This window comes from Prescottella soli (assembly GCF_040024445.1).
Taxonomy (GTDB): domain Bacteria; phylum Actinomycetota; class Actinomycetes; order Mycobacteriales; family Mycobacteriaceae; genus Prescottella; species Prescottella soli.
Genome location: NZ_CP157276.1, coordinates 77,969 through 104,878 on the forward strand (window position 1 = coordinate 77,969; position 26,910 = coordinate 104,878).

Consider the following 26,910-nt stretch of genomic DNA (forward strand, 5'->3'; position numbering starts at 1 on the left):
GAACATGTGAGAAACGGGATGAATCCGGTGGCTGATCGATGGATGATCCGCGGTACGGAATTCACGAACTGCAACTGTGCCTGGGGCTGCCCGTGCCAGTTCGGCGCGAAGTCGACTCAGGGGTACTGCGAGACGGTGATGTGCGGCCACATCGACGAAGGGAACTTCAACGACACGAAACTCGACGGCCTGGACTGGGCGGAGCTCATGCACTGGCCAGGCGAGGTAGCCGAGGGCAACGGCACGCAGCAGGTGATCATCGACGAACGCGCGGATCCGACTCAGCGAGAGGCCCTGCGGAGGATCCTCCACGGCGAGTCGACCACCCCCGGAGCGACGCACTTCTTCGTGTACAACAGCACGATGTCGACAGTGCTGGACACGCTGTACGCACCGGTCGAACTGTCGATCGATGTCGATGCGCGAAGGGCCAGTCTCACGATCGAAGGGCTGGTCGAGTCGCACGGGACGCCGATCATCCATCCATTCAGCGGCGAGCCGGCGAGGACGCGCATCAATACGCCGGAGGGGATCCACTACATCTACGCAGAGATGGGCAACGGCAACACCACAGCCCGGGCGGGAATCGTGCTCGACCTGAAGGACAGCTACGGCCAGTTCAACGTTCTGCACATGAACCAGGACGGAGTCGTCCGCTGACCACGTCGCGGGTCCGGCATCACCGAGACCGTCTGACCGTATTGGCCGGTCTGGGCGTAATCACAGCCGCCGCATGGGTTTACGTCGTGGTGACAGCGCGACGAACGACAACTGGGTCGGCGGACGCGGGCGGTCGTTCGATGGCGTCGATGACGGACGCCATGGCCGGGGTGCAGCCGTGGACTGCAACCGAGTTCGGCCTGAGACTGGTGATGTGGGTCGTGATGATGATCGCCATGATGGTTCCCACCTCGGCGCCGATGACCCTCCTGTACGCCGCAGTCGCCCGGAAGGCCGCGGCCCAGCGGAACCCGCTGGCCCCGACGTTCGTCTTCGTCGCCGGCTACATCGCGATGTGGACGCTGTTCAGTCTCGTGGCCACCGTCGCCCAACATGCTCTTGATCAGGCCGCGCTGCTGTCCCCGATGATGGTGTCCGACAGCGCCGTGTTCGGAGCCGCGCTGCTGATCGCGGCCGGCATCTACCAGTTCACCCCGTTCAAGGATGCTTGTCTCAGGAACTGCCGGGACCCAGCGCATGTCCTGTCCCGCTACTGGCGCACGGGCAACGTGGGCGCCTTCCGCATGGGACTGAGGCTTGGCGCATACTGCGTGGGCTGTTGCTGGATCGTGATGGGATTGCTGTTCGTCGGCGGCGTGATGAACCTCCTGTGGATCGCGGCGATCGCCGTCTTCGTCCTGTTGGAGAAGACGATCCCATTCGGTGACGTGGGTGGCCGCTTCGTGGGCGCCGCGATGATCCTGGTTGGTGCAGTGAGTGTGGCGCTGTGAGCCGCGCGGAATTCACCGGATCTCTGACCGCGTCCCGTGCAACGGTGGCCCGGTTCGGCGAGAGGGTAACGGGTCAGGCATCCCCGCTCGACTGCCGCGTTTGCTCGCGCAGCCACTGCAGGGACAAGTCGGTCCAGGCCTGCGCCCCGTCCGCTCCTTCGGCGAGCCCCAGGCTGTGCGGCCCGTGCGGAAAGACGTGCACTGTATGTGGAATAGTGTTGCGTGCCAACGACATCGCCAGCAGGTAGGTGTGTTCCGGGGGTACGTAGGTGTCTTCGGCGGTGTGCCAGAGGAAGAACGGCGGCGCCTCGGGCGTCACGAGCGCGTCCAGTGAGGTTGCTCGACGCAGCTCGTCGGACGCGTCGGGGCCGAGCAGAATCATGCGTGACGGACGGTAGGTTTCCGTCTCCATCGAGGTGATGGGGTAGCCGAGGATCGCGAACTGAACCCACTGGTCTGGCGTCGCCCCGGAAGAGAGAGCGGCAAGCCCGGCCAGATGACCGCCGGCGGAGAAGCCCAACAGCCCGATCCGCAGCGCGCCGGCCGCACGGCGGCGCGCGATCTCACCGCGCAGGGCGACGAGGGGTGCCGGGTGCCGCTGGTGCAGTGGGTAACGGAACACGCTGGCGCTCACGCCGTTCTGCCGCAGCCATTGCGCCACCGGTTCGGCCTCGTGCTCGCTGTACTCGGCGTATCCGCCGCCGGGGAGAACGATGACGTGTGTTTCGCTCATTGCCTGACCACCCCCGTGGAGCTGCAGTCGATCCGCACCTTCCGCATCAGACGGCGGAGCTTCGATCCGTCCGGTGGATGGCTCTCCGCTGGGGAGACCTGGGGGCCGTCATGCCTGTCGAGGCGTTCGTCGATGACGACTCGGATTCGAAGTCTGCCGCGCGGTTCCGTACCAGTACATCACGTGTTTGGGTGATGTACGGGCAGAGATGGCTCGTCGCACGATGTTGCCCGCAGCAGGTTGTGTGGAAGGAGTTGACGCCATGGAAGGGGGACCAGGCGACGTCGAGAAGGCGTACCGGGAGCGCTATCTGGCGGCGTTTCCCACGCTGACCGAGCCCCAGATGGAGCGGGTCCGCGCCTATGGCACCCTTGCGGCCGTCCGTCGAGGGGACCTCGTGTCGAGTGCGGGCCAAGCGAGCGACGACTTCGTCGTCCTGGTCAGCGCGACGGTGGAGATCGTGCGGGACGCCTACGACGATCAGCCCGAGGCGGTCGTTGCTCGGTGCGGGCCGCGGCGGTTCCTCGGTGAACTGAACCTGCTGACCGGGCAAGCCGCCTACCTGAGCATGCGCGTCGTCGAAGGCGGCGAGGTCATCCGCATCGATCCGCCGGACTTCCGGAGGTTGATGGCGCAGGACGGCGAACTCTCCGATGTCGTTCTGCGTGCATTCCTGGCCCGCCACACAGAACTGCAGTCGGGCGAGGGCGCGCTGAGCGTCCGTCTGCTCGGTAGCCCGTTGTCACCGGCGTCACTCGCCCTGCGCACGTGGGCGGCCCGCTCGCATATCGCCCACAGTTGGTTCGACGTGGACACCGCCGCCGGACTTGCACTGGCCGGAGTGCACGAACTGGAGCCCGATCATCTGCCGGCCGCGGTCACACCCTCCGGCACGATCCGGAATGCGACACCCGCGCTCCTCGCCCAGGCCCTCGGGTTGGTCTCGTCTCCGGACGACTTCACCGGCCACGACGAGGTCCTCGACATGGTTGTCGTCGGCGCCGGACCGGCCGGACTCGCCGCGGCCGTGTACGGCGCGTCGGAGGGATTGCGCACCATGGTTTTCGACGCGGTCGGTGTCGGAGGGCAGGCGAGCGCGAGTTCGCGAATCGAGAACTATCTCGGATTCGCGTCGGGGGTCAGCGGAGCGGACCTGACAGGCCGCGCGATGATTCAGGCACAGAAGTTCGGCGCTCGGATATCGAGTCCCTGCACCGTCGTATCGGTACGACCGTCGGAATCCGTCTTCGAACTCGCCCTCTCCGACGGCGCGGTCGCGCACGCGCGCACCGTGGTAGTTGCCACCGGGGCACGCTACCGAACCCTGGATCTACCCCGATGGGAGGAGTTCGAAGGCCGAGGAATCTTCTACGCGGCCACGGAGATCGAGGCGCGGCTGTGCGCCGGCCGACCCGTGGCCGTCGTCGGCGGTGCCAACTCGGCCGGTCAGGCAGCTCTGTTTCTGTCCGGTCGTGGCTGCGCCGTGGCCATGATCATCCGCTCGGACAACCTCTACGCCGGGATGTCGGCGTATCTCGCGCGCCGGATCGAGGCGGACCCCGCTATTCAGGTTCACCTCGATTCGGAGGTCACGGCACTCGACGGGCAGACCAGCCTCGAGGACATCACCGTCACCGACAACTCGACCGGACGCAGTCACACCGCACGCTGCTGCGGGCTCTTCTGCTTCATCGGCGCCGAGCCGGCGACGTCGTGGCTAAAGGACATTCGACTCGACGCCGCGGGCTTCATCCTCACCGACGCTGCGATCGGTCCCGGCCCGGTGGGCGAAGAATGGGAGGCGCTCGGTCGTGGACCGCTGCCTTTCGAGACCAGCGAGCCCGGTGTGTTCGCGGTCGGTGACGTGCGGGCGGGATCCATGAAGCGCGTCGCGGCAGCCGTCGGCGACGGCGCGAGCTGCGTGCGGTCGATACACGAGTACTTGGGCCCGGCCCACCTCGTGTGATCGGCAGTCCCGGCGACGGAGCCGAACGGCCGACTCGTGAGGTGCCCCGAGGAGACGATCATGACCGAAGCGCTGACAGTGGTGATTTCAGGCTCGTTCCCGCTCCTCGAGTCGTACCTCGATCTCGTCGGCACCGAGATCGTGGGCTGCGGTGCACGACACGCGCAGTGCCACGGGCTCACCGCAGCCGATGTGAGCGAACTCGAGTTCGTCGGTGCCCTCCGCGTGCTTGGTGCCCCACTCGAACAGGCCGATGACGACCGGGATCAGGTCGATACCGGCCGGCGTCAGGACGTACTCGTCGCGGGTGCGCACCCCTCCGTCTCGGTAGGGCCGGCGCGCGATCAGGCCGGCGTCGGTGAGGGCGCGCAGGTGCGTGGCCGCGGTGGCAGGCGCCAGGACGACCTGTCGTCCAACGGCGCACGGAGTCGCATGTGGTTCACCGCACAAGCAGGCTGACTTTAATGAACTGAAGTCAGGGCGTAGCGTGGAATTGCTGGCTTCAACAATCCGATCCAGGTTGGGAGTAGCTGATGCAGATCGATGGAAGCGTGGCACTTGTCACCGGCGCGGGCGGCGGACTCGGGCGTGAATTCGTGCGGCAGTTCCTGGAGCGGGGAGCGACGAAGGTGTACGGCGCGGCTCGGCGGGATCTGGACTGGACCGACGACCGGGTAGTGCCGGTCCGGTTGGACGTGACCGACCCGGGCTCGATTCGTGCGGCCGCCGAGAAGGCGTCGGACGTGACCGTGCTCGTCAACAATGCGGGCGAGGTCGGGGCCCAGTCGCTGCTGGCGTCGCCGATCGCGGAGATCAGGGACACGTTCGAGACCAATCTGTTCGGCCCGCTGCAGGTGACCCGCGCCTTCGCGCCCACACTGGCGGCAGCGGGAGGCGGCGCGATCGTGAACATGCACTCGGTGCTGAGTTGGCTGGCGATCCCCGGCGCATACAGCCCGTCCAAGGCGGCGTTCTGGGGACTGACCAACGCGTTGCGGCTCGAACTCGCCGACCAGGGCACCCAGGTGCTCGGTGCCCACCTGGGCTACGCCGACACGCCGATGACCGCCGGTCTCGACGTCCCGAAGTCGGATCCACGCGTCATCGTCACCGGGATCCTCGACGCACTGGCCGCAGGCTCCGACGAGGCCCTCGTCGACGAAGTCACCCAACGGGCGCGTTCGAACCTGTCGACCGACACCACCGGGGCGATCGCGGCCAACTGACGATCGCGGCCAACTGAAAGGGAGAACTGTCATGAACTCAGCAGTCATCGTCGACGCCGTTCGTACTCCACTCGCCAAGGGGAAGCCCGGCGGTGCGTACGCCGAGATCCATCCGGTGGATCTGCATGCGGCGGCGCTGCGCGCGATCGTCGAACGCACCGGAATCGAACCCGCCACCATCGACGACGTCATCAGCGGCGCCGTGGGCCAGATCGGAGAGCAGTCTGGCAACACCGCCCGGTGGGCTCTTCTGGCCGCCGGCTACCCGGAGACGGTGCCCGGCGTGACGGTGGACCGACAGTGCGGAAGCAGCCAGCAGGCGCTGCACTTCGCCGCCCAGGGTGTGATCGCGGGTGCCTACGACGTAGCGGTCGCCTCGGGTGTCGAGTCGATGAGTCGGATCCCGATCGGCAGCCAGTTCGTCGGTAAGGACTTCTTCGGCCCCCGAGTGAAGGCTCGGTACGTCGACGGTCTGGTGCCCCAGGGCATCAGCGCCGAACTGATCGCGCGCAAGTGGAACCTCTCGCGCGCCCAGCTCGACGAGTACTCGGCGATGTCGCACGAGCGCGCGGTGCGTGCCTGGAAGGACGGCCTGCTCGACAGCCAGGTCACCTATGTGAACGACCTGCGAACCGACGAGACGATTCGACCCGGCACCACGGTCGACGTCCTCGCCGGCCTCCGCCCGGCCTTCTACAGCGAGGATTGGGCCGCGCGCTACCAGGACGTGGACTGGAAGGTGACAGCGGGCAACAGCTCGCCGGTCAACGACGGCTCCGCCGCGGTGCTGGTCACCAGCGAGGAAGCGGCGGCCCGGCTCGGGCTGCGACCGCGGGCCCGTGTGCACTCGTTCGCGGTTGTCGGAGACGACCCCATCCTGATGCTGACCGGCATCATCCCGGCGACGCGCAAGGTTCTCGACCGCGCCGGCCTCACCCTGTCCGAGATCGACGCCTTCGAGGTGAACGAGGCGTTCGCCTCGGTGGTGCTCGCGTGGCAGGCCGAGACCGGGGCCCACCTGGGCAAGGTCAACATCAACGGCGGCGCGATCGCGATCGGCCACCCGCTCGGAGCGTCCGGCGCCCGCCTCGCCACCAGTCTGGTCAACGCGCTCGAACAGATCGATGGCCGCTACGGCCTGCAAGTGATGTGCGAGGCGGGGGGACTGGCGAACGCGACCATCATCGAGCGGCTGTGACGTGCCCCGGAGGGCCGCTGGGTGGGGTGACGTGAATCCTGCGTGAACAATCGCCGTGATCCGGGCACCTGAGTTGTACGATCGTCCACGTTTGGCTTGGATGCTAGGCGGTGCTCGGGCCACGGCCCGTCGCCGGACCGGCGACACGGCACCCACGGGCGCCGCGCTCGTGACGCGATCATCACGAAGACGGGTTGGGGACACGGCATGGGGCGGACACGACGCCGAAGCGGGATTCTCTCGAGCACGATCGCCGCGGCACTGGCCGCGGTACTGGTCGGCGGCACGGCGACCGCCTATGCCGCGCCGGACACCTCCGCTCCGGCCGGCGACACGACCTGCGTGGGCTCGAACCAGGCGACGATGGGTGCCATCTTCGATGCCGTGCTGCAGGCGTCGAAACCGATTCTGCCGCAACCCTTCCTCGACAACTACGACGAGATCCGCGCTGAGGGGCACCGACGCCTGAACGCCACGGGCATCAGCACTCTCGCGGTCTCCAACCCCGCGGCGACGCAGTCGTCGGATCCGGACGCGGGCATCAACAAGTACGGCGACCCGATCACCCGATACCTCGTCACCCAGTTGATGAACGTCAAGAACGGCCAGGAGTCGGCCGTCATCCGCGCCGAGAACCTCACCCTCGGGCAGGCCGTCGAGACCGCGTACTTCCTCATCTACACGACGGCCCTGGTCCCCGCGAACATCATCGCCGGGATGATTCCCTCGATGGTCAGCCTCGGCCCGGTGAGTGCCGGGATGCTCATCAGCCTCCCGCTCAAGCTGGGCGCGAAGGGATTCGCGCTCATCTACGACGCCGCGCAGAGCCAGCTCGAGCGCAGCTGCCTGGTGTGGGCGGACGACGACGCGATCGACGCGGCGGGCCGGCCGGATCGGGAGGTCGACCTCGGATTCGAGGCCCCCGCGTTCGTCAAGGAGATCGCCGCGGGCGTCTCGATCGCCGGCGCGGACTGCCCGCCCGCCACCGAACTGACCCTCGCTGACGTGTTGGCGCGGACCGGCACCTACCTGCGCGCGACGAGCCCCGATCCCGACAACGTCCGGCAGGTCGAGGACCAGCAGGCGCGGCTGGCGTGGATCATGGAGAACACGATGGTTCCCTCGGGGTTGATCCCCGCGAACCCGGACGACTTCTCCACGATCGAGACGCTGCTCTCGACAGCGCTCGGCATGGTCCCCACCGTCGGGGGTGCGGCGACGGAGGCGCTGGTCGCTCTGGTCCACGACGGTTTCGCCGGCGCGAACCTCGCCGAGGCTCAGCCGCTCGGCGCGGTGAAGATCGGCGATGCGTTGACGGCCGCGTACTTCGGGTACGCGTTGACCACGCAGGTCATGGAGATCGGCTACACCGCAGGCACCGACGCGCTGTCCGCCGCGTGGGTGGCGGGGTCGGGCGGAGCCGGCGCGGCGGTCAACCCGTTCGACTGGATCCCGTCGCCGTTCCCGCTGATCAACGCGCCGAACACGTATGGGCTGTCGACCTACCGTCATGTCCTCAGTTCGGTGTGCGTCAGCGGCGACTCGCAACCCGCGTGACGTGACAGCTGTTCGCGGCTCAGTGGGCTCGCTCGCGAGCTTGCCCGACGGCCGCGGCGATAGGCATGAACACCGCCGGTCCGTGTCCCGGGACGATAGTGTCGGCCTCGAGTGCGGCGAGATGGTCGAGCGCCGTCAGGGTGTCCTGTTTCCCGTGGTCGAAGACCGGCGGGAGTAGCTGCGGGCCACGGTGTTTCGACAACGGATGCGCGGTGATCAGTGCATCTCCGGTGACGACCACGCCGTGCTGCGGCAGGTGATACGCCGAGTGCCCCGACGTGTGGCCGTGGGTGGCCACCGGGACCGGTGCACCGGGCAGATCGAGGGGCCCGTCCGACGCGAAGGCCCGGGCGTCGCCGACCGAGAGCGATCGGGTGGCCCCGGCACGGGCGATGCGCAGCAACCACGGCAGCACGCCGTGCTTGTGCACCATCGGGATGAAGTCCTTGCCGGTGGCCTGCTCGAGGTAGTCCCGTCGCGCGTGGGCGACCTCGGCCGGGTCCGTGAACACAGGGGTTCCGTGCCGCTGGTGGAAGGCGACGATCGCGCCCATGTGGTCGATGTGCGCATGGGTGAGCAGCATGCCCTGCACATCCTCGGGACGTCGGCCGAGTGAGTGGATTGCGCTCTCGACTGCTCCGACGTCGCCGGGATAGCCGCCGTCGATCAGCGTCAGGGCGTCACCGTCTCGCAGTATCACTACGTTCACGTCCGTCCCGGACGCACGGAACACGTTGGGCGCTACTTCATCCACAGTCGTCACGGTCCAATATTCTGCGCCATCTCCGCACTGCATGCTGCGCCGTTTCAGTGCGCTGTTGTCGAGATGGTTCTGCAACAGGTCCCAGACACTCACCATGCCTTGCGGCAGCGGCTCCCAAGGCCCCGGCCAGTTCAGCCCGTGTCCTTCGTCGGCGGGCACGACAGGGGATGTAAGCGTGGGTGGCTCGGTGTCGTTCCGCCGCGACGGCGCCGTGAAATCGCATGACGTCGCGGCGCCACGACCAGCCTCATCGCCCGGGATCCGAGCGTCGTGCTGTGCGTATCGGAATGGCCCGCCGGAACCGCAACTGGCAGTGAGTGATCGCGCCGTGCGAACCGCGGCGCTGTCGGCCGGATGACGGTCCACATGAGAGTTCGCTGCTCGGACAGTCGCTGGAAGCGCGGTGGCGCCGTACAGCCGGAAGGCAGAATGGTGCGCAGCCGCCGCAGAAACGCAAGGATGTCCGATGGTCGAGCTCTTCTTTCCGATCCTCACCATGATCGTCCTGATCAGCCTTTCCGTGTGGTGCCTGGCGAAGCCTGGTCGTCCCGCCGCTGCTGCCCTGGTGTTCGTCGCTGCCGTCTGGGTTTTCGTGAATGGGCCGTTGGAAGTTGGCGTCCTATGGACCTTCACCCCGGATCACGGCCTGACGGTCGCTGACCTTCTGTCGTTGGCGGCCTGGGCGATCGCAGTGAGTGCATGGCGCCGGACATTCCGGGGGGACGGTCGACACAGCAGCAGGCAGGCCTCTGGATGGTCGTGGTGGTAGCGGCAATCGATCGCAAACGTTACCGATGTTGGAGCAGGCTGCTGTGGAACGGCCACGGATCCGATGTCCAAGCCTGATGGGCCACACGCAATGTGTCCGCGGTCAGTGCGTTGGGCAACTGATGGAGGTTGGGCTGATCGGTGGTCGTCCTCCGAGTGCGCTGTAGCGTCGTCGAGTGTTGTAGTGCTCGAGCCAGAGCACAAGCGCGTCTGCGCGTTCGGTGTTGCTGTGTGGTGCTTACCCAGCTCGCGGGGAATGGCGCTCTCGACGATTCGAATGTGGGCGAAGAGGGAAGATAGGAACCTGGGGGGAAGATGAGGCAGATTCTCTTTGCTGCCGGAATTGCACTGGCGGTGTCCATTCTGTTGACACCGCTTCTGATCAAAGCATTCTCGAGGCAGGGATTCGGCCAGGAGATCAGGGTTGAGGGACCGGCCAGTCATCAGTCCAAGCGTGGCACCCCGACGATGGGTGGTGTCGCGATCCTGTGCGGGCTGTGGGCGGGGTATCTGGGATCGCATCTGATCGGAATCGGGTATCGAGCCGACGGTCCGTCAGCCTCGGGACTGCTGGTCCTCGGCCTGACGACCGCACTGGCCGGCGTCGGCTTCCTCGACGACTACATCAAGATTCGGAAGCAACGGAACCTGGGCCTGAAGGCAACCGGAAAGTACATCGGGCAGATCTCCGCTGCGGTGATCTTCGCGGTGCTCGCGATCCGCTTCCGCGGCAGCACCGGACTGACACCGGGCAGCACCGACCTGTCGTTCATTCGGGACACCACGATCGCGATGGGGGCGGTCGTCTTCGTCGTGTTCACCTGCGTAGTGGTGGTCGCCTGGTCGAACGCGGTCAATCTGACCGACGGGTTGGACGGTCTCGCGGCCGGCTCGATGGGGTTGGCGCTCGGAAGCTACGTGATCATCACCTTCTGGCAGTACCGCAATGCGTGCGAAACCGCTCCTGGCGCGGGCTGTTACGGCGTGCGGGACCCACTCGATCTGGCCTTGATCTGCGCAGCGGGTGCGGCCGCATGCGTCGGATTCCTGTGGTGGAACGCGGCGCCGGCCAAGATCTTCATGGGTGATACCGGTTCACTCGCACTGGGCGGTCTGCTGGCCGGACTGTCCATCACGACCAGGACCGAGTTGCTCGCCGTCGGGCTCGGTGCGTTGTTCGTCGCAGAGGCGGCATCGGTACTGATTCAGGTTGCGGTGTTCCGCTCGTCCCGGAGCCGTGTCTTCCGGATGGCCCCGATCCACCACCATTTCGAGCTCGGCGGGTGGCCCGAAACGGTGGTGATCATCAGGTTCTGGTTGCTCGCCGCGATCGCCTCGGCTGTGGGCCTTGCACTGTTCTACAGCGAGTATCTCGCCGCCGTGGACTGACGAACCGGAATGAATCGGTGTGCCTCCCAGGATGGTTCGGGGCGCTAGGTATCGGCGGATCGTCTGGTCGGCGGCCAGGTGTCGTGCACGTACCAGACCACCCAATAGACCGGGAAGAGCAGGACGGCGCCGGACACGACGAGTAGGCCGGCACTGCGTCGACGTTGGCCGATCGCGGTCAGTACGCCGAGCGCCAGATACCCACCCACAGTGAGCAGCAGAAGCAGTGACACCAGGAACCACGGCACGTCCCACAAGGTACGCGATCTTCAGCCGACATCACGGGCCGAACAGGCCGCGCACGAACGCCGTCGTCTCCGGCAACGAGGCCCGCATCGTGTCCAGGTGTCCGGTGGGATACGTGCGGAACGTGACGGGCTGGTGGTTGGCCGCCAGGTCCGCAGCCAGCTTCAGTGCCAGCGGGGCGGGCACAATCTCGTCGGTCAGGCCCTGTCCGAGGAACACCGGGCGGTCGTAGCCGACCGTGGGCACCCCGAGCGTGTCGCGGAGCACGACCTGCACTGCCGGATCGTCCACAGGACGAACGACGAGGTCGCCGACCGACACGTTCTGCAACTGCGGTGCCATCTGCTCGTAGCACTCCGACTCGGCGGCCCTGACCGCGGCGCGGCCGATGTCGGTGAGGTAGCTGTCGATGTCGAGATCCGGTCGGGTGGCGCGCAATCCGGCGAGGATGTAGGAGACGAAGACCGTCGTGCCGGTGAGGGGGAGACGAGGGAAGCCGGGGCGCACCAGCGGTGCGAGGTTCTCCAGGTTCGACGGTGCTCCGGTCGCCACTCCGCCGCGGTAGTCCAGTTCCGGTGCGTACTTGGTGGCGAGGGACGCGGTGACCATGGCCGCCTGTCCGCCCTGGGACTGGCCCACTACCACCCAGCGTGGGGACAGTTCCGGGTCGACGGCGTGGGCCGCGCGGACGATATCGACGACGCTGTGCGCCTCCGACGGACCGTCCAGGTACGGATGCAGACCCGTGGACCCGAGTTCGAGGTAGTCGGTCGCGACGATCGCGTAGCCCTGCGAGAGCCAGTGTTCGAGATAGGGGCCGCCGATCCTGCCGGTGACGGTGGGAGAACAGCGGTCGGCCAGTCCCACGGTGCCGTGCGCCCACGAGACCACCGGCCAGCCGCCGGGCGGGGGTTCGCCGGGCGGCAGGAAAACCGCGCCGGTGCTCAGCGCCGGTCGGGAGAGCGGGCCGGTGGTCCAGTAGGTGACGTGGATTCCGCTGGCGGCCCCGGGAATCCACGCCGACCGATCGAGAGCGCTGGTCTCGACGATCATCCCTGGCGCGGTATCGGTGGGAGACGCGAAGGTGTGCGGGGAGGCGACGCCCACACTCGTGACCGCCACCGCGAGCACCAGTGCTGCCCGGCCCACCAGTTTTCCGATCATCACGCCACCCTCGGCTCCCGATCGTCGTCGTCCGCTCCCCATTGTGCGCTGCGAGATCCCCACGTCACCCGGAATGCGGCCGATCCACCGACCGTGACGAGCGGTCGCGGTGTGAACAGCCGCTACATCCAGGTCTTGGGCCGGATCGTGTTCGCGAGATCGACGAGGGTGTAGCGGTGCGTGCGGGTAGCGGTGTTGCGGGCCAGCGTTCGAAGCGCCTCCTCGGCGCCGGCTCGCAGGCCGAGCGCGGTGAATTCGGCGCCCAGGATCGGCTCCGGCGCCGCCGACCGACCGGACTCGAGCCAATCGACCGCTACGCCGAGGACCAGGGCGTGCATCTGGATCGCCCGTGGTTCCGTCTCTGGGAACCGTTGGATACGATCGGCCGCCTCTCGCAGGTCGGATTCGCTGATCTCGGCCACAGGCCGACCGCCGACGAGGACCAGCACGGTCGTCAACCGGGCCTCCCCGAAGTGTCGTGAGCTCGACGGCACCTGGTCGAGGATGTGCACTGCGGCCGGGCGATCATGTCGGGCCTCGAGTTGGCGAGCCAGGCCGAACGCTGCACTGACCAGACTGTGGTCCGTCAGCCACACCGTCCGGTAGTAGCGCTCGGCAATTGCCCGCCACTGCGCGCAGGCTCCACCGGAGTCGGTGGCCGGACTCTCGTCGTCACACCGGTCCAGGATCAGTTCCGCGGTCCCGGCAAGCGCCAGCTTGGGTGCCGACTCGCCGGGCAGTGCGGAGAGCACGCTGTCGAATCGGAGGAACGCCGCCTCGAATTCGCCGCGAAGCAGATCGCACAGCCCCCGGTACCAGCTGATCCGCCAGCCGTGCCGGTGCTTCTCCGCAAGCGCGTCGAGCAGGTCGGCGGCATGTTGCGTATCGCCGAGATCGAGGTGTGCGCGCACCTCCATCAGCGGCAGTTCCAGGCTGCCCTCGAGTCGACCGTGCGGAGCTGCAGCGCTTCGTTCACGCGCGACGCGGAGGGTAGCGAGGAGTTCGCGTGGAGTGGCGTGCATCGCTGCTGTGAGCAGCCCGGCTCCCGGGTCGGTTGGGTCTGCCAGTGGAACGGGCAAGGACTGCTTCAGTGCGAGCGCGTCCGGGTGCGTGTCGTGGGGCCTGCCGTCGACGAACACATCGGTCGGTCGGATTGCCATATCGGTGCCGAAGCTGCCCCGAGGTGGACTGAACTGCTGAGACAGTCCTGGTCGTGGTTGCCCGGACTGTGCGGACGAGATCTCGCGGAGGAGCGCGGTCAACTGCGTCGACAGCTCATCGATCGATGAGAAGCGTTGCGTGGGGTCACGATTCGTCGCTCTCCTCAGTAGCCGGTAGTACGCCGGGTACTGTCGGAACAGCGGTTCGTCGGCCGGGTCGGGCAGGCTGTCGAGGAGGCGGCCGTGCTTCGACGGCAAATTCACAGTGAGTGAGGCGAGGGTGCGTCCGACAGTGTAGATGTCGGTTGCCACGGTCGGACCGGTGGCGATGATCTCGGGAGCCTGGAAGCCCGGAGTCCCGTAGATGAATCCGGTGTCCTCGATCGCGGCGACCGCACCCAGGTCGATCAGTTTGACCTGTCCCTCGCTGAGCATGATGTTCTCGGGCTTCAGATCGTTGTAGATCAGCCCGATCGAGTGCAGGTAGCTCAGCGCCGGTAGTACCTCGAGGATGTAGCCGAGGGTTTGATCGAGCGGGAGCATCCTTCTCGGTGCCGACCTCGGCGCCGACCGACCCGAGGTCGTGCGAAGCAGATCCTTCAGCGTGGTGCCCCCGACGTACTCCATCACGATGTATCCGATCGGGCGGCCGTCCGAACCGGGCTGCTCGACGAAGTTGAGGATCTTGACGATGCTCGGATGGGTCACCTCGGCGAGGAACCGCCGTTCGGCGATCGTCACCGCCTGGGCTTCGGGATCGCCCGCATGCAGCAGCCCCTTGAGGACCACCCACCGATCGTCCACGTTCCGGTCGACGGCGACATAGATCCAGCCGACGCCACCGTGGGCGATGCAGCCCTGCACCTCGTACTGCCCCGCCACCAGTTCGCCGGGCTCGAGTTGGGGATGGAACGAGAAGGCGGTGCCGCAAACGGCGCACACACCATCGGTCGGCGCGGGCTCGTTCGCCTGCGCGCGGCCCACCGGTTTGCGGCACTTCGTGCAGTACCGCCTGCTCTCGGCGACCACCGGTTCGCTCAGCATCGCAGAGAAGGGGTCGAGCGGGGCGATGACCGGGATCTCGACCAGTCCCTCGCCGATGAGCCGGCGACCGGAGGTCACGCGCGCCCTCCGGCGTGCGGCGCGGCTCGACCTACCCGCGGGCGGCGCCGCGCGCGTCACGCCGGTGGTGGTGGTGTCGTCGGCGGTCGCGGCCGTGTCGGTGGGTTCGGTTCCGTGGGTCGTCGCGTCGTCGGCATCCCGTTCCGTGGGCTGAGTCATCCGGTCAGTCCTGGTAATGAGGCACGGGGGCGCCGGGCGACGGCCCGAGACCGGCGAGCCAACTGTTGTAGATGTTCGTCCAGGTTCCGTCCCTGCCGATACGTTCGAGGGTGCCGTTGACGGCGCGGACCAGGTCGTCGTCGTTCTTGTTGATGCCGATCCCATACGGCGCGACTTCCATCACCGGACCGACGATTTTCATGTTCGGATCCTGCACCGCCATGCCGAGCAGGAGGGCGTCGTCGGTGCTGACCGCGTCCACCTGCCCTTGCTGGAGGGCGACCAGGCAGTCGTCCCAGTCGGGCACGGTGACTACCTGGACGTTTGGTATCTGCCGCTGCACGGCGTACATCGCCGGAGTGTCGGGCACCGAACACACCCGCTTGCCCGCGAGGTCCGCGGGTGCGCGGATCCCGGAGTACTGCGGCACGAGCAGCCGTTGACCCGCGCGGAAATACTCGGCCGAGAAGGCGACCTGCGAGGCCCTGGCGCAGGTCATCGTCGTGGACATGATGAACATGTCGACGGTGGAGTTCTGCACCGCCTGGATGCGGTCAGTGGGGTTGACCAGTCGGAACTCGACCTTCGTCGGGTCGCCGAGCAGATCGCGGGCTACCTCGTGGGCGATGTCCACGTCGAAGCCCTCGATGGCGCCGGTCACGGGATCCCGGCTGCTGAAGAGATAGTTGCGCTGGTCGACTCCGACGATCACCCGTCCCCGCGCCTGGATCTCGGACACCTTGGGTCCCGCAGGGTTTTCGCCCGGCGGGTTGGGGCGAAGGCTGGCAGTGGCGTCGCAGTCCGCGACCCCCGGGACCGTCGTCGTCGCCGGCGGCGCGATCGCGGCTCCGCTCGGCAGGGGGTACTCGGTGTAGTTGCCGACAGGGGTGAGCGGTGGTGTCTGGATGGACGTGCATCCGGTCAGGGCGCTCGCGCCGGCCAGGCAGACGAGCATCACCCAGCGACGCCCTGTCGGTCGCCGCGCCGTACCCGCGGATCCTCGTGTTCTGTTCACTGCGTGACCTGTACCGTGGCCTTCCCTCTCCTTTGTACGCGCCCGGTCACCGGTACTCGCTCAGCCGGGGCCACACGCCGGCGCCGATCGCGAATCCGGCCAGCACGCCGAGAGTCGCACCGCCAATGTCCAGCTGGCTCAGCGACGACCACGACCGCGAGGTGTACCCGCTGGCCTCCTCTCGGAGGTCTCCGATACCGCCGCGCAATGCGTCGTCGAGGCGGGTGAACTGCGCCGGGGCATCTTGCGGCCCGCCGTCGATGGCAACCGTTACCGCACCGACATAGTCGCCGGCGTCGAGTCGGTTGCGGATGTCCTGGTGGGCTCTTTCCCAGCCGTCGAGTGCGGCCACGGCGTCGCTCACGGCCGTATCGGCCGCAGCGGTCGGTACCGGCTGGCTGTCCAGTTCGTCGAGCATCCGCGAAAGGTCCTCGATGTGCTGGGCGTATTCCTGCTCGCTCTGGACGTCCGTATCGCGCCGGAGCAACGCCAGCGTCTCGTCGGCGCGGGCCTGCTGAGCCAGAATTCGTGCCCGCACGAGCGCGTCCATCGTTTGGGCCGATTCGGTGTCGTACGCGCTGGCGTTGACCGAGACCAGTCCCGCGATCGACAGCCAAATCGCCAGCAGCGCCATCAATACCGTTGCCGCGATCATGCCCGGGTTGACCCGGCGATGGCTGCGCTTCGCCAGGTAGCGCTGCGCCACGATCAGCGCGATCAACGCCACCACGCACAGCGCCAACGCGGCGCGAGGCGGCTGGGAGAGGTGTCGTTGCGTCTCGGCTTGGGCGTCAGCATGTTGCGTGTACAGCTGCTCGGCCGCGGGAAGCATGGTGTCGTGCATCAGCGCGGACGACTCGTTGAGGTACGAGACCCCGATCGGGTTTCCGACGCGGCTGTTCGCATCAGCGGTTGCGACGATCGCCGTGTAGATCGCCAGGTTTCTGGACAGCTCTGCCGGCAACTCGGACGCCTGCGCGTCGCTCGCCGAGGCGCCGTTCGTCGTCGAGACGAGCGCGGTGGCGGCCTCGCCGATCGCCTGGTTGTAGCGATCCCTGACCGTTGCCGGTTCCACCCTTCCGGACAGGAACCCGGCTGTGGCCGCAGCGTCTGCGATCGACAGGGAACTGTAGAGCTCCTGTGCGGAATGGGTGCGGGGTGCGGTTTCCGTGTGGAGGGTGTCGATCCTCTGTTCGCGGGCGATGATCGCCACGGAAGTGAGGGCACCCGCGGCGAGCGTGAGCGCGATCAGCACCACTCCGATGAACGCGAGCTTGCCAGGGGTGGAGGCGACGATCCCGCGCACCGTGAGCGGCTCGAGCTCGGGATCGACGAGTCGCTCCTGGTCCAGGATCGGGGCCCAGTCGTCGGAGACGCGGCGGGACAACACCGGTGTACTCCTCCCCACTAGGGGTCGGCTTCCGGCAGTGGTGACCGGCCTTGCAGACTCACCGCCGACGGTCGGGAGATGCGGCAACGATTCGTCGCCGTCTCGCTCGTACTATCTTCCTACTCCGGACGGCATCCATGCGTCATCGTCGGACGGCAGAAGCTGGCTCGATCAGGGTGCCCCGGCGCGTGGAAGCAGCTGTCGCGGGCACGAAGGGTGGACCGGTGCGTTCGGTCGCCTCACGGCGAAAGGCGCAACGCAGCTCCAGCCGGACGGAACTCTGCGAAGGCAAAGGGTTGAGCCCGGGGGACACGGAACGCACCGATCCGGACATCACAACATCGCGTGTACGGGGTCTATTCCGCAGAGACCGGTGTGACGTCGGTTACGCATGTGCCGGCTGGGGAGTATCCGGGCACGCCGGCGCGGTGGGAATCCGGCCCTGGAGCAGTTCGTCGACCACCCGATCCCCCTGTTCGTCGCGCAGTCGCTGGTGGATGTCGGGTGCGCGTCGCATGTGGGCGCCGCCGTCGACCGTGATCGCGGTGCCGGTCACCCACGACGATTCCGGACCCGCGAGGTAGCGGATCGCGCCTGCGATGTCGTCGGGGACCCCGAGGCGCCGCAGCGGCGTCTGCTCGAGGAAGGCCGCCGCCCGCTCACCGGAGAAACTGGCCGCGACCTTCGGGTTGTCGGGCGAGGCGACCAGCCCCGGCCGGATGCAGTTGATCCGGATCCCGAGATGGCCGAATTCGTCTGCAGCCGTGCGGACGAGGGCTTCCAGCCCGGCCTTGCCGGCACAGTAGCCGCTCATGTACGGGAAGGACTGTGCCGCGATCACCGACGACGTGAAGACCATCGACCCGCCGCCGTTCTCGGCCATCGCCGGGACGCAGGCCTTGATGGCAACGAACGCACTGGTGATGTTGGTGCGCAGCTCCGCGGTGAAGTCGTCGGGGTTGTTGAGCAGCAGCGGAATAGTGCTGCCGCGTCCGACCGTGCTGACGCAGATGTCGAGCCCGTGGTCGTGCCGAGCGTGCTCGACGGCGGCCACGACATCCGCCTCGACGAGCGAATCGCCGACGATGTGATCGACTCGGGCGCCCTCGGGTGCGTCCTGTTTCAGTTGCGCCGCGAACGTCGAGATCCGTGTCTCGTCGCGGCTCATGATCGTCACGGACGCCCCCGCGGCCAGAAGCGCACGGGCGCCGGCGCCACCGATGCCGCCGGCTCCGCCGATGACGAGGGCGGAGCGGCCGATGAGGGGAAGTGCCATGTCTGCCTCCACGGTCGGGTGGGTCTGTCCCACTGCCGATTCGGACGGTAGCTCCATGCGGGACAGGTCACACCCCTCATGCCCATCGAGTGGGAGACGCTGCATGACCGATCGGGCGAAGTCTTACCATCGATATTTCGAACCGAACGGCGTTGGGGGATGTGTGATATGGGTCTCGGCGAGTACACCGGGGAGTACTCCGGCGAGATTGTTGCCCCGCCGACGTGGCTCGTGGTGCTGGCGGCGATCCCGATCGTCCTGACGGTCCTCTTGCTGCTGGGATTCGCCTGGCAGGAATGGCGAAGTTATCGCAGGATGACGTCCTCGCCCGTGCATGCGGCGGCCTGGGCAATGGAACCGGAGGAACTGGCCACGGCGATCCGGGCGCTCGACGCGCGCGAGCGGGCGCTGCTCGAGGCGGGCGAGGTGGACGCGGCCGACCAGGTGGCGGCCGACAAGATGATCTGCCTGGTGGTCTCCGACCGTCGCGGCGGCGGGTAACCCGCGCCAGGGACATTCGCCGGGAACGAGTCGTGTGGTTGGCTGGGGCTCATGGGGTGGGAAGCACGAGAATTGGGCACCGCGACGGGCCTGGGCGCCACGTCCGGCGGGGTACTGATCATCGCCGGCGACGCGAACACCGTGGTTTCGCTCGTGGGGGCCGGGGTGGTCGTCGGTGCGATCTTCGGAATGGTCGTCGGCGCAGTCTCGGTCGTCGCGGGTCATCTCGCGATCGAGTCGACCCGGCACTGGCCGACACGAAGTGAACGGTGCTGGCGGGTGCGGTTCGCGACCAGCTCGGCCGCCGGCGTGTTCCTGCTCGTGGCCGCGTTCTGGATCTGGGTGGTGCTCGAGTCCGGAGCGATCGGCTCCGGTGCGATCTGCGGTGTCGCAGTCGGATTCGCGGCCATCGCATTCCTCTGCACGCTTCTGCTCGCGCCGCGCTCACGGACCAGGTCGGAACTCGAGGCCGACGGCCCCGCCGACCGCTGATGCGGGTGGTACGACCGTGGCCTGGCCGTGATGGGCTTGCTTGGAAGGAAAGTGAATTGGGCTTCTCGCTCGGCTTCTACAGGATCGACGGAGGTGAGCTCGTGGATCCTGATCGCGAGGGGATCGCCGAGTTCTTGCGCGTTCGTGGGCTGAGAGTGGAGCATCGCTCGCTCGTGGACGACGACGGTGCCGTGCTTGCGTTCGATGGAGCGTGGAGCGATCTGTATCTCGATCCGTTGGATCAGGACGGTCCGCTCAGCGGCGGCATCGACCATGCGACGCTCACGGCGGCGGAATGTGAGTTCATCTACGGACTGTGCGTTGCCGGACGCCTCATGGTGGTCAATCCTCAGGGCGATCCCATGTACGTGGTACCCGCGCGGAACCATGGGGATGAGGCGCTGCCCGATCCCGAGGGGACGACCTGGGTGGACAGTCCGGAAGAGCTGGCGAGCGCGCTCGGAGCCGGTTTCGGCGAGTTCCAGGAGTATCGCTGCCGCGTCATGAGCTCGTACCTGTCGGACTGGTCGGAGGACCAGGGCGGCACGGTCAGCGGTGTCGGTGGGTGGTGATCCCTCGCAGATGATTCCGGGGAGCGCTCACCGGTGGTCCCCGCGATCGATGGGTCGGGCCGGGGTCCCTGTGCCTGCCGGTTTCTCCGCGCCCGGCGGGGATGTCCGTCGCCGGACGACCGCGCCGGCCACATATCCAGCCACGACGGCGGCGCAGATGCCGGGCACGTAGTTGCCGAGGCGGTCGTAGAGCGTGTCGTCCGCGTGAATGGGCACTTCGACGAGCAGAACGCCGTGCTCGTCGGCGGGCATCGACCCGAGGAGGTGTCCGCGTGCGTCGAAAGCGGCCGACTCGCCGGTCAGAGCGGCCGCGACGACCGGGCGCCCGCTCTCTGCGGCCCTCAGCGCCCCGAACGACGCCAGCTGCGCGGGAGCCCAGCTTCCCTGGAAGGTGGCAGTGGAGGTCTGGTACACCAGCAGGTCCGCCCCCGCCCGCGCCTGCGTTCGGGCCATGTCCGGAAAGGTCTCCTCGAAGGAGATCAGTGGTCCGACACTGAGGCCGCGGGCATTCATCACGACCAACCGGTCGCCGGGTTGCCGGTTCTGCGCCGCTGCCGAGGTGACGTGGCTGAGCCAGCCGAGTTGGTCGCGGAACGGGACGTATTCGCCGAACGGGACCAGCCGGGTCTTCCGATAGGTGTCGTGGACTCCGTGATCGTCGATCAGGACGGAGGTCTTCGAGATCGCACCGGCCTTGCGGGCCGGTGCGTCGACGTTGACCAAGAGGTCCGCCCCGGTCGCCGTGGCCAACGCGCTGAGCCGGGCGCCCAACGCGGGATCGGAGACGGGGTCGGCGTCGACGCTGCTCTCGCCCCACACGATGAGATCGACGGGCGCGCGGATCCCTCGGGACAGCTGCTCCTCGAACGCGAGCATGTCGCCGTGCACGATCCCAGGCTGTACGAGCGCCAGGGTCGCGACGTCGGACGGCGGCGCCGCGGGTCGGCATGCGGACCAGAGCGGACCCGACGCGACTGCTACCGCCACGGTCACCGCCCCGACCACGCGGGCCGCCGCGCCGCCGACGACACACAGGGCGACCCCGACATTCGACGCCACGATCGCGAAGCTGACCAGCCACACCCCGCCCAGCGCGGCGAGCCCGAGCACCCCCGGGTGCTGCCACTGGGTGGTACCGAGCAGTGGCCACGGACCACCGAGCCACTGCCACGACCGGACTGCCTCGACCAGCACCCACCCTGCCGGCACGGCGACCGCGGCCGCCGCCGCTCGCCGACCGGTGAGTGGCGCCCGCAACGCGTCCCACACGAGCACGCCCCACCCCGCCCACAGCAGTGCGAGCACACCAACGACGAGAGGGAAGAACCAGAGCAGGTTCGGCGCCACCCAGTACTGCGTGCCCGCGAGAAACCCGACGCCGGCCAGCCAGCCGCGCAGTCCGGCCTCGCGCATCGTCACCGAGGGGCGCACCAGCAACACCACCGGCACCAGGGACACCCAGGCGAGCACGCCGAGATCGGGCTCGGGCATCGACAAGAGCGGCAGTGCTCCAGCGGCCACGATCGCGGCTCGGGGCACCCAACGTGATCGCGTTGCACTGACCATCCATCCCGGTGCGGGGTTCCCGGGAGCCGACATCCGACCGGAGGATGCTCCGCTGGACACAAGTCAATTCTAGGGTTCGCGCGCGCCAGACCGCGTCCACACGGATATCGCCCGAGAACGGGGTGTTCCACGATGCCGATTCGTAGTGGGCTACACGCGGATCGGCATCCGCGCCGGAGACTGCGGTTTCGTCTGCCGTCAGGAGTCGGCGCTTGGCGGTGTGTTGGTCTGCAGGTGCTGGTCGAAGAACGCGTAAACCCTGCGCCACGCGTCCGCGGTGGCTTCTTCGTTCTGGCCGAATCCCGCGATGCGGGCGAGCGCCTGGAGGGGTGCCCGGTCGGCGAAGCTGTGGCCGGCGTGGGGGTAGGTCTTCACGTCGTGGGGGATGCCCTCTTCTGTCAGCACTTTCTCGAGGATCGGGCCGCTGCGTCGGTTCATGGGGTCGCGTCGGCCGAAGCTGGCGACGATGGGGCAGGCGCCGTCGACGATCTCGGCGTACCTGCTGTGCAGCGGCGGCGGGTAGAAGGGCGCTGAGGCGCCGAAGCCCTTCGTGGAGGCCACGAGTGCGAACCCGCCGCCGATGCAGAATCCGGCGATGCCGATCGCGCCGGTGCAGTCGGGACGATCGGCCAGCAGTTCCCTTGCCGCCTCGATGTCCTCGAACGCTTGGCCTTCGTATGCCATGAGGTCCCTGAAAACCCCTCGCATGCAGCGAAGCACGCCGCCACGGGCGAAGAGATTCGGGACGACGGCGAGGTATCCGTGCTCCGCCATCTGACGTGCGATCTCGCGGTGAGGTTCACGCAGTCCGAAACCGTCGTGGATGACGACGATGCCCGGCCAGGATCCGTCTCCTGTCGGGACCTCCAGCAGGGCGTCGATGTCTCCGTTGGGTGTCTCGATGGTGATGTCTGTCATGGCATCCTCGCTTCGTCGTGAGGGCGGGCCGGCTGAGATCGGTCGACGCGCCGACGTGTCACGGCCGGTGAAATGCGGTGGTGAGGCGCGTGACCTCGTCGTCGCTGAGTCGCAGCGACGCGGCGCCGAGGTTCTCCGCGAGGTGGGCGCGGCTGCTGGTGCCGGGGATCAGCAGCACGTTGCCGGCGAGACTCAGAAGCCAGGCGAGGGCCACCTGAGTCGGCGTCGCGCCGTGGCCGACCGCGATGTCGGTGACGACAGGGTTCGTGAGCACCGAATCGTGCACCTCCCTCGGGTAGCCGAGCGGGCCGAACGGAACGAAGGCGATGTTGCGGGCGGTGCACTCGTCGAGAACTGGTTTCGATCGCTGGTCGGCCAGGCTGTATGCGTTCTGCACGCACACGATGTCGGTGACTTCGAGTGCACGGATCAGGTGTTCGCGGGTGACGTTGCTGATCCCGACGCCGGCGATCAGTCCGTCCTGCAGTGCGGTTGCCAGGGTGCCGACCTGGTCGACGAACCGTTGACCGGCCGGGGCGCCGTCGAGCAGACGCAGGTTGACAGCGGTGAGCTGCTCAGCGCCGAGTGACTGGAGGTTCTCTTCGATGCTCGCGCGGAGCTGATCCGGCTCGTCGTGGAGCAGGAAGGCACCGCTCTTGTCTCGTCGGCCGCCGACCTTGCTGACCAACGCCAGGCCGTCGGGGTAGGGGAACAGCGCTTCCCGGATCAGCTCGTTGACCACTGCGGGGCCGTAGTACTGGGCCGTGTCGATGTGGTCGACGCCGGCGTCGACCGCTGCCCGGAGTACGGCGAGCGCTTCATCGCGATTTCGTGGCGGTCCGAATACCCCGGGGCCGGCCAACTGCATGGCGCCGTAACCTATCCGACGCACCATCTTGTCGGCGAGGCGGTATCGATCGTTGGTGGAGTTCATGGCCTGGCTCCTCCGAGGGCTGAGATCCCGTCGGCGCGGCTCGTTCCGGAGGCAGGGGAACCGTCGTCCGGCCCGCGACCCTGTCTGGCCACCCTGTCACAGTTCGGGCTGCGGAACGACCGCCTTGGCGCCCGGTCTCTCGTCATCGACAGGGTGGCATGGTGACCGGACCGCCGGCGACTGGCGGTGCGCCCGTCGTGGACTCCCGAAATGGCCCGTTGACCCGGATGGATTTCGCTACGGCGGAGGATCATCTCTGGTAGAGGCCGGCTTGCGGTGAGTCCGCGCGCCCTGCCAGAGCAGCGAGGGCGGCGGCGATGGCGTTGCGAACGACGACATCGGTGATGACGCCGTCGTCGTTGATCATCGAAGACGTCACGGGGAGGTGGACGCACGCCTCCTCGACGATCGATGCTCCGGTGTAGTTCAGCACCAGGCGGAGCGACGTGTGGGCGTTCGCTGCCCTGGTCGCGCTGGCCGAGACGTTGATCCATGCGGTCGGCTTGTCGCCGATCTCGATTCCGCCGACAGTCCAGTCGAGCAGGTTCTTGAACGAGCCGGGCAGTGCCCCAGCGTATTCGGGAGTGCAGATCAGCAGGCCCGCAGCGGCCGCGATCCGCTGACGCAGGTCGGACACCGCCGGCGGGAGCGGATCGCGGTCCTCGTCCGGGTTGAAGTGGGGAAGTTCTGTCATGCCCTCGTACGACACACCGCGGAATCCGTCCGGCATGAGGGAGTTGGCGGTACGTAGCAGGGCGGAGTTGCTCGACTTGCCGCGCAAGCTCCCGGACAGCAGCAGGATGTCGGGCACGATGCTCACTCCTTCGGTACGCGTCAGTCGAGGTTGCGGGCGACGAGCGCCGCGACCAGTGCGGCGGTGGGGAAGTCCGCCATCACGACGCCAGCGTGCCCGGTCCCGGTGGTGCGGAGGTAGTTCTCCGCGCGGGCGAGCATCCCGACCGTGCCCGGAGCGCCCTTCGCGACGGTGATCGGCACGGTCCCCGTCGCCATCGCCGCCGGACTCTCGCCGGTCGCGCTCAGGTGGTTGACGAACAGCGTCTGCGGATCTCCCACGCCCGCCCGCTCGAACTGCGTTCGGGCCTTGTCCCACTTGATCGGGACCGCTGCGAGTCCGGGCAGCTCGAAGTCGTCCTGGACGTCCATGTACGGGCCGGCCCACCGAGGGCCGTAGAGGGCGCTGGCGGTGAAGTCCTGCAACACGACGATCCTGCCGCGGGTGTCGCCGAGCGCGGGGACCTGTCCCTGGTAGCCGGTGGGCGGCGTCCACAGGTGCTCGGCCAGCAGGTCTCGGGTGTCGGGGTTGTCGCGGATGTACCAGTTCAGGGTGGCCTCGTACGACCGGGTGATCTCCTCTTCCGTGTGCTCCTTCTTCAGGCGCATCAGCACGGTCTCGCTCGGGCTGGTGCGCAGGAAGTCGCTGACGATGCGGACGACGTCGGTGAAGTTGGCGCGCAGGTACTCGGGGCCGTGGTGGATCGGGAACACGTCCCGGAAGTGCCGGGTGCGGATGTCGAGGGCCCGCACTCCGGACCGCAGTTGGGTGGCGAGGTCGAAGTCCTGCGTGAGCGTCGGGATCGACGAATTGTGCGCCATGGTGTCGTGGGTGCCCGGCAGGGACAGTGCGGCCAGGGACGTCGCGTCGGGGATGCGCCGCATCCAATCGGGAGCGGACGCGGTGTCGAGGTCGCCACGGCCGAAGCTGCCGGCCGCGAGGTCGGCGCTACCGAGGCTCGATGTCGACTGGGCCGTGGCGAGCGGGGCGGGAACCAGCAGCAGCAATGGGCTCGCGGCGAGGGCTCGCAGGACGGCACGGCGTCCGGGGCGAAGTGCATCGGCCATCGAGGGTCTCCCTTCGCGGGACGGGCCCGCCTACGAGCGACTGTTCGCCGGGAGTATTGCAGGGGAGTCGCTGCGGTGCAGACGATTCGACTGGATGACCGCCACCGTCGCAGGTCCCACTGGAACCGGGAGGTCGTCCACGAGACTGAATCGGCGCCGCTTCGCGCCACGACGCCGGACGTCTTCCGGCATACGCTCGAAGTCGACCTCGTCGGTCTCGGGTCTGCGTGGCAGCCAGGACAGAGCGGCGTACTCGGCGACGAAGGGAGGTGTCGTGGAGTTGACGACCCGACGACCCTGACCTGGCTCGAAGTGGAGGCGCGGGACCCCGGCGAAAGCCGCGATCCCGCAGCCGATTCCTCTGCATCGCTACGCCGTGTCCGATCCGCAGTCAGGGGATTCGTCTCGCACATCGCGCCGGAGCGCGTGCAAACCTGTGATGAGCACGGAGGAGCACTCATGACCACCCGACACTTCGTCAACGAACCCGAGGACGTCACCCGGGAGGCGCTCGAGGGCATGCAGTTGCTGTACCCGGACACGATCGTCTGTCACACCGACCCCACCTATGTCGTGCGGGCCGGTCGACGCCGGGAGAAGGTGGCGCTGGTCTCCGGCGGCGGTGCCGGCCACGAACCGTTGCACACACAGTTCGTCGGCATCGGCATGCTCGACGCCGCCGTGCCGGGCGCGGTCTTCTCCAGCCCCACGGCGCTACAGGTCCGAGAGGCGGTCGAGGCCGTCGAGACAGGCCACGGGGCGCTGCTGATCGTCAAGAACTACACCGGCGACATGCTCAACTTCTCGATCGCGGCGGAACTGCTCACTGGTGAGCGCGCCACCGAGATTGTCGTGGTCGACGACGACCTCGCCACCGAGGGTGTGGCGGACGACGGCCCCGGGCGCCGGGGCACCGCGGCCGTGCTCGCGGTCGAGAAGATCTGCGGCGCCGCCGCCGAACGCGGCTGGACACTGCGCGCTGTCGCCGAGCTGGGTCGGCGGGTCGTCGCGTCGTCGTCCACGCTCAGTGTCGCGCTGCGTGCGGGCACACCCCCCGGACACACCCGGCCGTCGTTCGATCTGGCGGACAACGAGATCGAGTTCGGCGTCGGCATCCACGGTGAACGTGGACGCGGCACCCGCCCCCTGGTCCCGGTGGCCGTGCTCGTCGACGATCTCGTCGAAGGGCTCGTCGACGGTGGCCGGGTCGGCAAGGGCGACAACGTCATCGCGATCGTCAACGGCCTCGGCGCCACGCATGCGCTCGAACTCGCCATCGCCACGCGCGAACTCGCCCGGGCACTGGACAAGCGCGGAATCGCGCATGTCCGACTGCTGTCGGGATCGCTCGTGACGTCGTTCGACATGCACGGTCTGTCGATCACCCTCGTGCGCGCGTCGGACGACCTCGTCGAGCTGTGGGACGACCCCGTACGCACACCGGCACTGACGTGGTGACCGCGGCAGTGGCTCGAAACTTGGAG

Annotated in this window: 26 protein-coding genes; 12 read left to right on the top strand and 14 right to left on the bottom strand. The window is 67.7% G+C overall.

Going from position 1 to position 26,910, the window contains the following annotated elements; all coding sequences use genetic code 11:
• The first annotated feature begins 27 nt into the window (after positions 1 to 27).
• Positions 28 to 660: a DUF1326 domain-containing protein gene (locus ABI214_RS00450; protein WP_348605250.1), complete on the top strand. Its 633-nt coding sequence runs from the start codon at positions 28 to 30 to the stop codon at positions 658 to 660.
• 41 nt (positions 661 to 701) lie between these two features.
• On the top strand, positions 702 to 1,451 hold the full coding sequence (locus ABI214_RS00455) for a DUF2182 domain-containing protein (RefSeq protein WP_348605251.1): 750 nt from the start codon (positions 702 to 704) through the stop codon (positions 1,449 to 1,451).
• A gap of 73 nt (positions 1,452 to 1,524) precedes the next feature.
• Here the strand turns inward: ABI214_RS00455 and ABI214_RS00460 are convergent, their stop codons facing one another.
• Complete coding sequence (locus ABI214_RS00460; RefSeq protein ID WP_348605252.1) at positions 1,525 to 2,184, bottom strand: alpha/beta hydrolase; 660 nt, start codon at positions 2,182 to 2,184, stop codon at positions 1,525 to 1,527.
• 262 nt (positions 2,185 to 2,446) lie between these two features.
• Here ABI214_RS00460 and ABI214_RS00465 point away from each other — a divergent pair, with 262 nt between their 5' ends.
• The gene (locus tag ABI214_RS00465) at positions 2,447 to 4,150 is read left to right on the top strand and encodes an FAD-dependent oxidoreductase (protein ID WP_348605253.1); all 1,704 of its coding nucleotides are present in this window, start codon (positions 2,447 to 2,449) and stop codon (positions 4,148 to 4,150) included.
• 87 nt (positions 4,151 to 4,237) lie between these two features.
• Here the strand turns inward: ABI214_RS00465 and ABI214_RS00470 are convergent, their stop codons facing one another.
• Positions 4,238 to 4,600 (bottom strand): winged helix-turn-helix transcriptional regulator, encoded by a 363-nt coding sequence (locus tag ABI214_RS00470; RefSeq protein ID WP_348605254.1) that lies wholly within the window; start codon positions 4,598 to 4,600, stop codon positions 4,238 to 4,240.
• An 83-nt stretch (positions 4,601 to 4,683) separates the two neighbouring features.
• Between ABI214_RS00470 and ABI214_RS00475 the strand changes: the two genes are divergently transcribed.
• The 3 genes from ABI214_RS00475 (at position 4,684) to ABI214_RS00485 (ending at position 8,131) form a co-directional block, all read left to right on the top strand.
• Positions 4,684 to 5,376 (top strand): SDR family oxidoreductase, encoded by a 693-nt coding sequence (locus ABI214_RS00475; protein ID WP_348605255.1) that lies wholly within the window; start codon positions 4,684 to 4,686, stop codon positions 5,374 to 5,376.
• 31 nt (positions 5,377 to 5,407) lie between these two features.
• Positions 5,408 to 6,574: a thiolase family protein gene (locus tag ABI214_RS00480; RefSeq protein WP_348605256.1), complete on the top strand. Its 1,167-nt coding sequence runs from the start codon at positions 5,408 to 5,410 to the stop codon at positions 6,572 to 6,574.
• Between the two features lie 207 nt (positions 6,575 to 6,781).
• The gene (locus tag ABI214_RS00485; protein WP_348605257.1) at positions 6,782 to 8,131 is read left to right on the top strand and encodes a hypothetical protein; all 1,350 of its coding nucleotides are present in this window, start codon (positions 6,782 to 6,784) and stop codon (positions 8,129 to 8,131) included.
• Positions 8,132 to 8,150: 19 nt separating this feature from the next.
• Here ABI214_RS00485 and ABI214_RS00490 read toward each other — a convergent pair whose 3' ends face one another.
• The gene (locus ABI214_RS00490; protein ID WP_348605258.1) at positions 8,151 to 8,894 is read right to left on the bottom strand and encodes an MBL fold metallo-hydrolase; all 744 of its coding nucleotides are present in this window, start codon (positions 8,892 to 8,894) and stop codon (positions 8,151 to 8,153) included.
• A 466-nt stretch (positions 8,895 to 9,360) separates the two neighbouring features.
• Between ABI214_RS00490 and ABI214_RS00495 the strand changes: the two genes are divergently transcribed.
• Entirely contained in the window at positions 9,361 to 9,663 is a 303-nt protein-coding gene (locus ABI214_RS00495) for a hypothetical protein (RefSeq protein WP_348605259.1), read from the top strand.
• Positions 9,664 to 9,977: 314 nt separating this feature from the next.
• On the top strand, positions 9,978 to 11,051 hold the full coding sequence (gene mraY / locus ABI214_RS00505) for a phospho-N-acetylmuramoyl-pentapeptide-transferase (RefSeq protein ID WP_348605260.1): 1,074 nt from the start codon (positions 9,978 to 9,980) through the stop codon (positions 11,049 to 11,051).
• A 44-nt stretch (positions 11,052 to 11,095) separates the two neighbouring features.
• On the opposite strand, the gene ABI214_RS00510 is transcribed toward mraY, so the two are convergent.
• The 6 genes from ABI214_RS00510 to ABI214_RS00535 form a co-directional block, all read right to left on the bottom strand.
• The gene (locus ABI214_RS00510; RefSeq protein ID WP_348605261.1) at positions 11,096 to 11,299 is read right to left on the bottom strand and encodes a hypothetical protein; all 204 of its coding nucleotides are present in this window, start codon (positions 11,297 to 11,299) and stop codon (positions 11,096 to 11,098) included.
• Between the two features lie 31 nt (positions 11,300 to 11,330).
• Complete coding sequence (locus ABI214_RS00515) at positions 11,331 to 12,461, bottom strand: lipase family protein (protein WP_348605262.1); 1,131 nt, start codon at positions 12,459 to 12,461, stop codon at positions 11,331 to 11,333.
• Positions 12,462 to 12,583: 122 nt separating this feature from the next.
• Complete coding sequence (locus tag ABI214_RS00520; RefSeq protein WP_348605263.1) at positions 12,584 to 14,902, bottom strand: serine/threonine-protein kinase; 2,319 nt, start codon at positions 14,900 to 14,902, stop codon at positions 12,584 to 12,586.
• A 4-nt stretch (positions 14,903 to 14,906) separates the two neighbouring features.
• A complete protein-coding gene (locus ABI214_RS00525; protein ID WP_408587480.1) occupies positions 14,907 to 15,857 on the bottom strand; it encodes a glutamate ABC transporter substrate-binding protein in 951 nt (316 codons plus the stop codon).
• A gap of 106 nt (positions 15,858 to 15,963) precedes the next feature.
• Positions 15,964 to 17,307: a hypothetical protein gene (locus ABI214_RS00530; RefSeq protein ID WP_348605265.1), complete on the bottom strand. Its 1,344-nt coding sequence runs from the start codon at positions 17,305 to 17,307 to the stop codon at positions 15,964 to 15,966.
• Positions 17,308 to 17,692: 385 nt separating this feature from the next.
• Positions 17,693 to 18,583, bottom strand: coding sequence for an SDR family NAD(P)-dependent oxidoreductase (locus tag ABI214_RS00535; RefSeq protein WP_348605266.1), 891 nt, complete (start codon positions 18,581 to 18,583; stop codon positions 17,693 to 17,695).
• A 159-nt stretch (positions 18,584 to 18,742) separates the two neighbouring features.
• On the opposite strand from ABI214_RS00535, the gene ABI214_RS00540 reads away from it, so the two are divergent.
• From ABI214_RS00540 to ABI214_RS00550, 3 genes are read left to right on the top strand one after another with little or no spacing between them, the layout of a single operon-like run.
• Entirely contained in the window at positions 18,743 to 19,084 is a 342-nt protein-coding gene (locus ABI214_RS00540; protein ID WP_348605268.1) for a hypothetical protein, read from the top strand.
• 51 nt (positions 19,085 to 19,135) lie between these two features.
• Entirely contained in the window at positions 19,136 to 19,576 is a 441-nt protein-coding gene (locus ABI214_RS00545; RefSeq protein ID WP_348605270.1) for a hypothetical protein, read from the top strand.
• A 56-nt stretch (positions 19,577 to 19,632) separates the two neighbouring features.
• Positions 19,633 to 20,148, top strand: a complete 516-nt coding sequence (locus ABI214_RS00550; RefSeq protein WP_348605271.1) for a hypothetical protein — start codon at positions 19,633 to 19,635, stop codon at positions 20,146 to 20,148.
• Between the two features lie 27 nt (positions 20,149 to 20,175).
• On the opposite strand, the gene lnt is transcribed toward ABI214_RS00550, so the two are convergent.
• From lnt to ABI214_RS00575, 5 genes are all read right to left on the bottom strand, one after another.
• The gene (gene lnt, locus ABI214_RS00555) at positions 20,176 to 21,747 is read right to left on the bottom strand and encodes an apolipoprotein N-acyltransferase (RefSeq protein WP_348605272.1); all 1,572 of its coding nucleotides are present in this window, start codon (positions 21,745 to 21,747) and stop codon (positions 20,176 to 20,178) included.
• 165 nt (positions 21,748 to 21,912) lie between these two features.
• Positions 21,913 to 22,632, bottom strand: a complete 720-nt coding sequence (locus ABI214_RS00560; protein ID WP_348605273.1) for a dienelactone hydrolase family protein — start codon at positions 22,630 to 22,632, stop codon at positions 21,913 to 21,915.
• Positions 22,633 to 22,690: 58 nt separating this feature from the next.
• Positions 22,691 to 23,566 (bottom strand): oxidoreductase, encoded by an 876-nt coding sequence (locus tag ABI214_RS00565; RefSeq protein WP_348605274.1) that lies wholly within the window; start codon positions 23,564 to 23,566, stop codon positions 22,691 to 22,693.
• Positions 23,567 to 23,816: 250 nt separating this feature from the next.
• Positions 23,817 to 24,377: an NADPH-dependent FMN reductase gene (locus ABI214_RS00570; protein ID WP_348605275.1), complete on the bottom strand. Its 561-nt coding sequence runs from the start codon at positions 24,375 to 24,377 to the stop codon at positions 23,817 to 23,819.
• 23 nt (positions 24,378 to 24,400) lie between these two features.
• Entirely contained in the window at positions 24,401 to 25,426 is a 1,026-nt protein-coding gene (locus ABI214_RS00575; protein WP_348605276.1) for a phosphatidylinositol-specific phospholipase C, read from the bottom strand.
• 459 nt (positions 25,427 to 25,885) lie between these two features.
• Here ABI214_RS00575 and ABI214_RS00580 point away from each other — a divergent pair, with 459 nt between their 5' ends.
• Positions 25,886 to 26,884 (top strand): dihydroxyacetone kinase subunit DhaK, encoded by a 999-nt coding sequence (locus ABI214_RS00580; RefSeq protein ID WP_348605277.1) that lies wholly within the window; start codon positions 25,886 to 25,888, stop codon positions 26,882 to 26,884.
• Positions 26,885 to 26,910 lie beyond the last annotated feature (26 nt).

Coding starts and splice junctions, on each gene's coding strand:
- ABI214_RS00520 (WP_348605263.1), bottom strand. CDS start 14,902: ATGACTCAGCCCACGGAACGGGATGCCGACGACGCGACGACCCACGGA.
- lnt (WP_348605272.1), bottom strand. CDS start 21,747: ATGTCGGCTCCCGGGAACCCCGCACCGGGATGGATGGTCAGTGCAACG.
- ABI214_RS00580 (WP_348605277.1), top strand. CDS start 25,886: ATGACCACCCGACACTTCGTCAACGAACCCGAGGACGTCACCCGGGAG.
- ABI214_RS00565 (WP_348605274.1), bottom strand. CDS start 23,566: ATGAACTCCACCAACGATCGATACCGCCTCGCCGACAAGATGGTGCGT.
- ABI214_RS00485 (WP_348605257.1), top strand. CDS start 6,782: ATGGGGCGGACACGACGCCGAAGCGGGATTCTCTCGAGCACGATCGCC.
- ABI214_RS00475 (WP_348605255.1), top strand. CDS start 4,684: ATGCAGATCGATGGAAGCGTGGCACTTGTCACCGGCGCGGGCGGCGGA.
- ABI214_RS00535 (WP_348605266.1), bottom strand. CDS start 18,583: ATGGCACTTCCCCTCATCGGCCGCTCCGCCCTCGTCATCGGCGGAGCC.
- ABI214_RS00515 (WP_348605262.1), bottom strand. CDS start 12,461: ATGATCGGAAAACTGGTGGGCCGGGCAGCACTGGTGCTCGCGGTGGCG.
- ABI214_RS00540 (WP_348605268.1), top strand. CDS start 18,743: ATGTGTGATATGGGTCTCGGCGAGTACACCGGGGAGTACTCCGGCGAG.
- ABI214_RS00545 (WP_348605270.1), top strand. CDS start 19,136: ATGGGGTGGGAAGCACGAGAATTGGGCACCGCGACGGGCCTGGGCGCC.
- ABI214_RS00495 (WP_348605259.1), top strand. CDS start 9,361: ATGGTCGAGCTCTTCTTTCCGATCCTCACCATGATCGTCCTGATCAGC.
- mraY (WP_348605260.1), top strand. CDS start 9,978: ATGAGGCAGATTCTCTTTGCTGCCGGAATTGCACTGGCGGTGTCCATT.
- ABI214_RS00480 (WP_348605256.1), top strand. CDS start 5,408: ATGAACTCAGCAGTCATCGTCGACGCCGTTCGTACTCCACTCGCCAAG.
- ABI214_RS00460 (WP_348605252.1), bottom strand. CDS start 2,184: ATGAGCGAAACACACGTCATCGTTCTCCCCGGCGGCGGATACGCCGAG.
- ABI214_RS00560 (WP_348605273.1), bottom strand. CDS start 22,632: ATGACAGACATCACCATCGAGACACCCAACGGAGACATCGACGCCCTG.
- ABI214_RS00525 (WP_408587480.1), bottom strand. CDS start 15,857: ATGCTCGTCTGCCTGGCCGGCGCGAGCGCCCTGACCGGATGCACGTCC.
- ABI214_RS00575 (WP_348605276.1), bottom strand. CDS start 25,426: ATGGCCGATGCACTTCGCCCCGGACGCCGTGCCGTCCTGCGAGCCCTC.
- ABI214_RS00465 (WP_348605253.1), top strand. CDS start 2,447: ATGGAAGGGGGACCAGGCGACGTCGAGAAGGCGTACCGGGAGCGCTAT.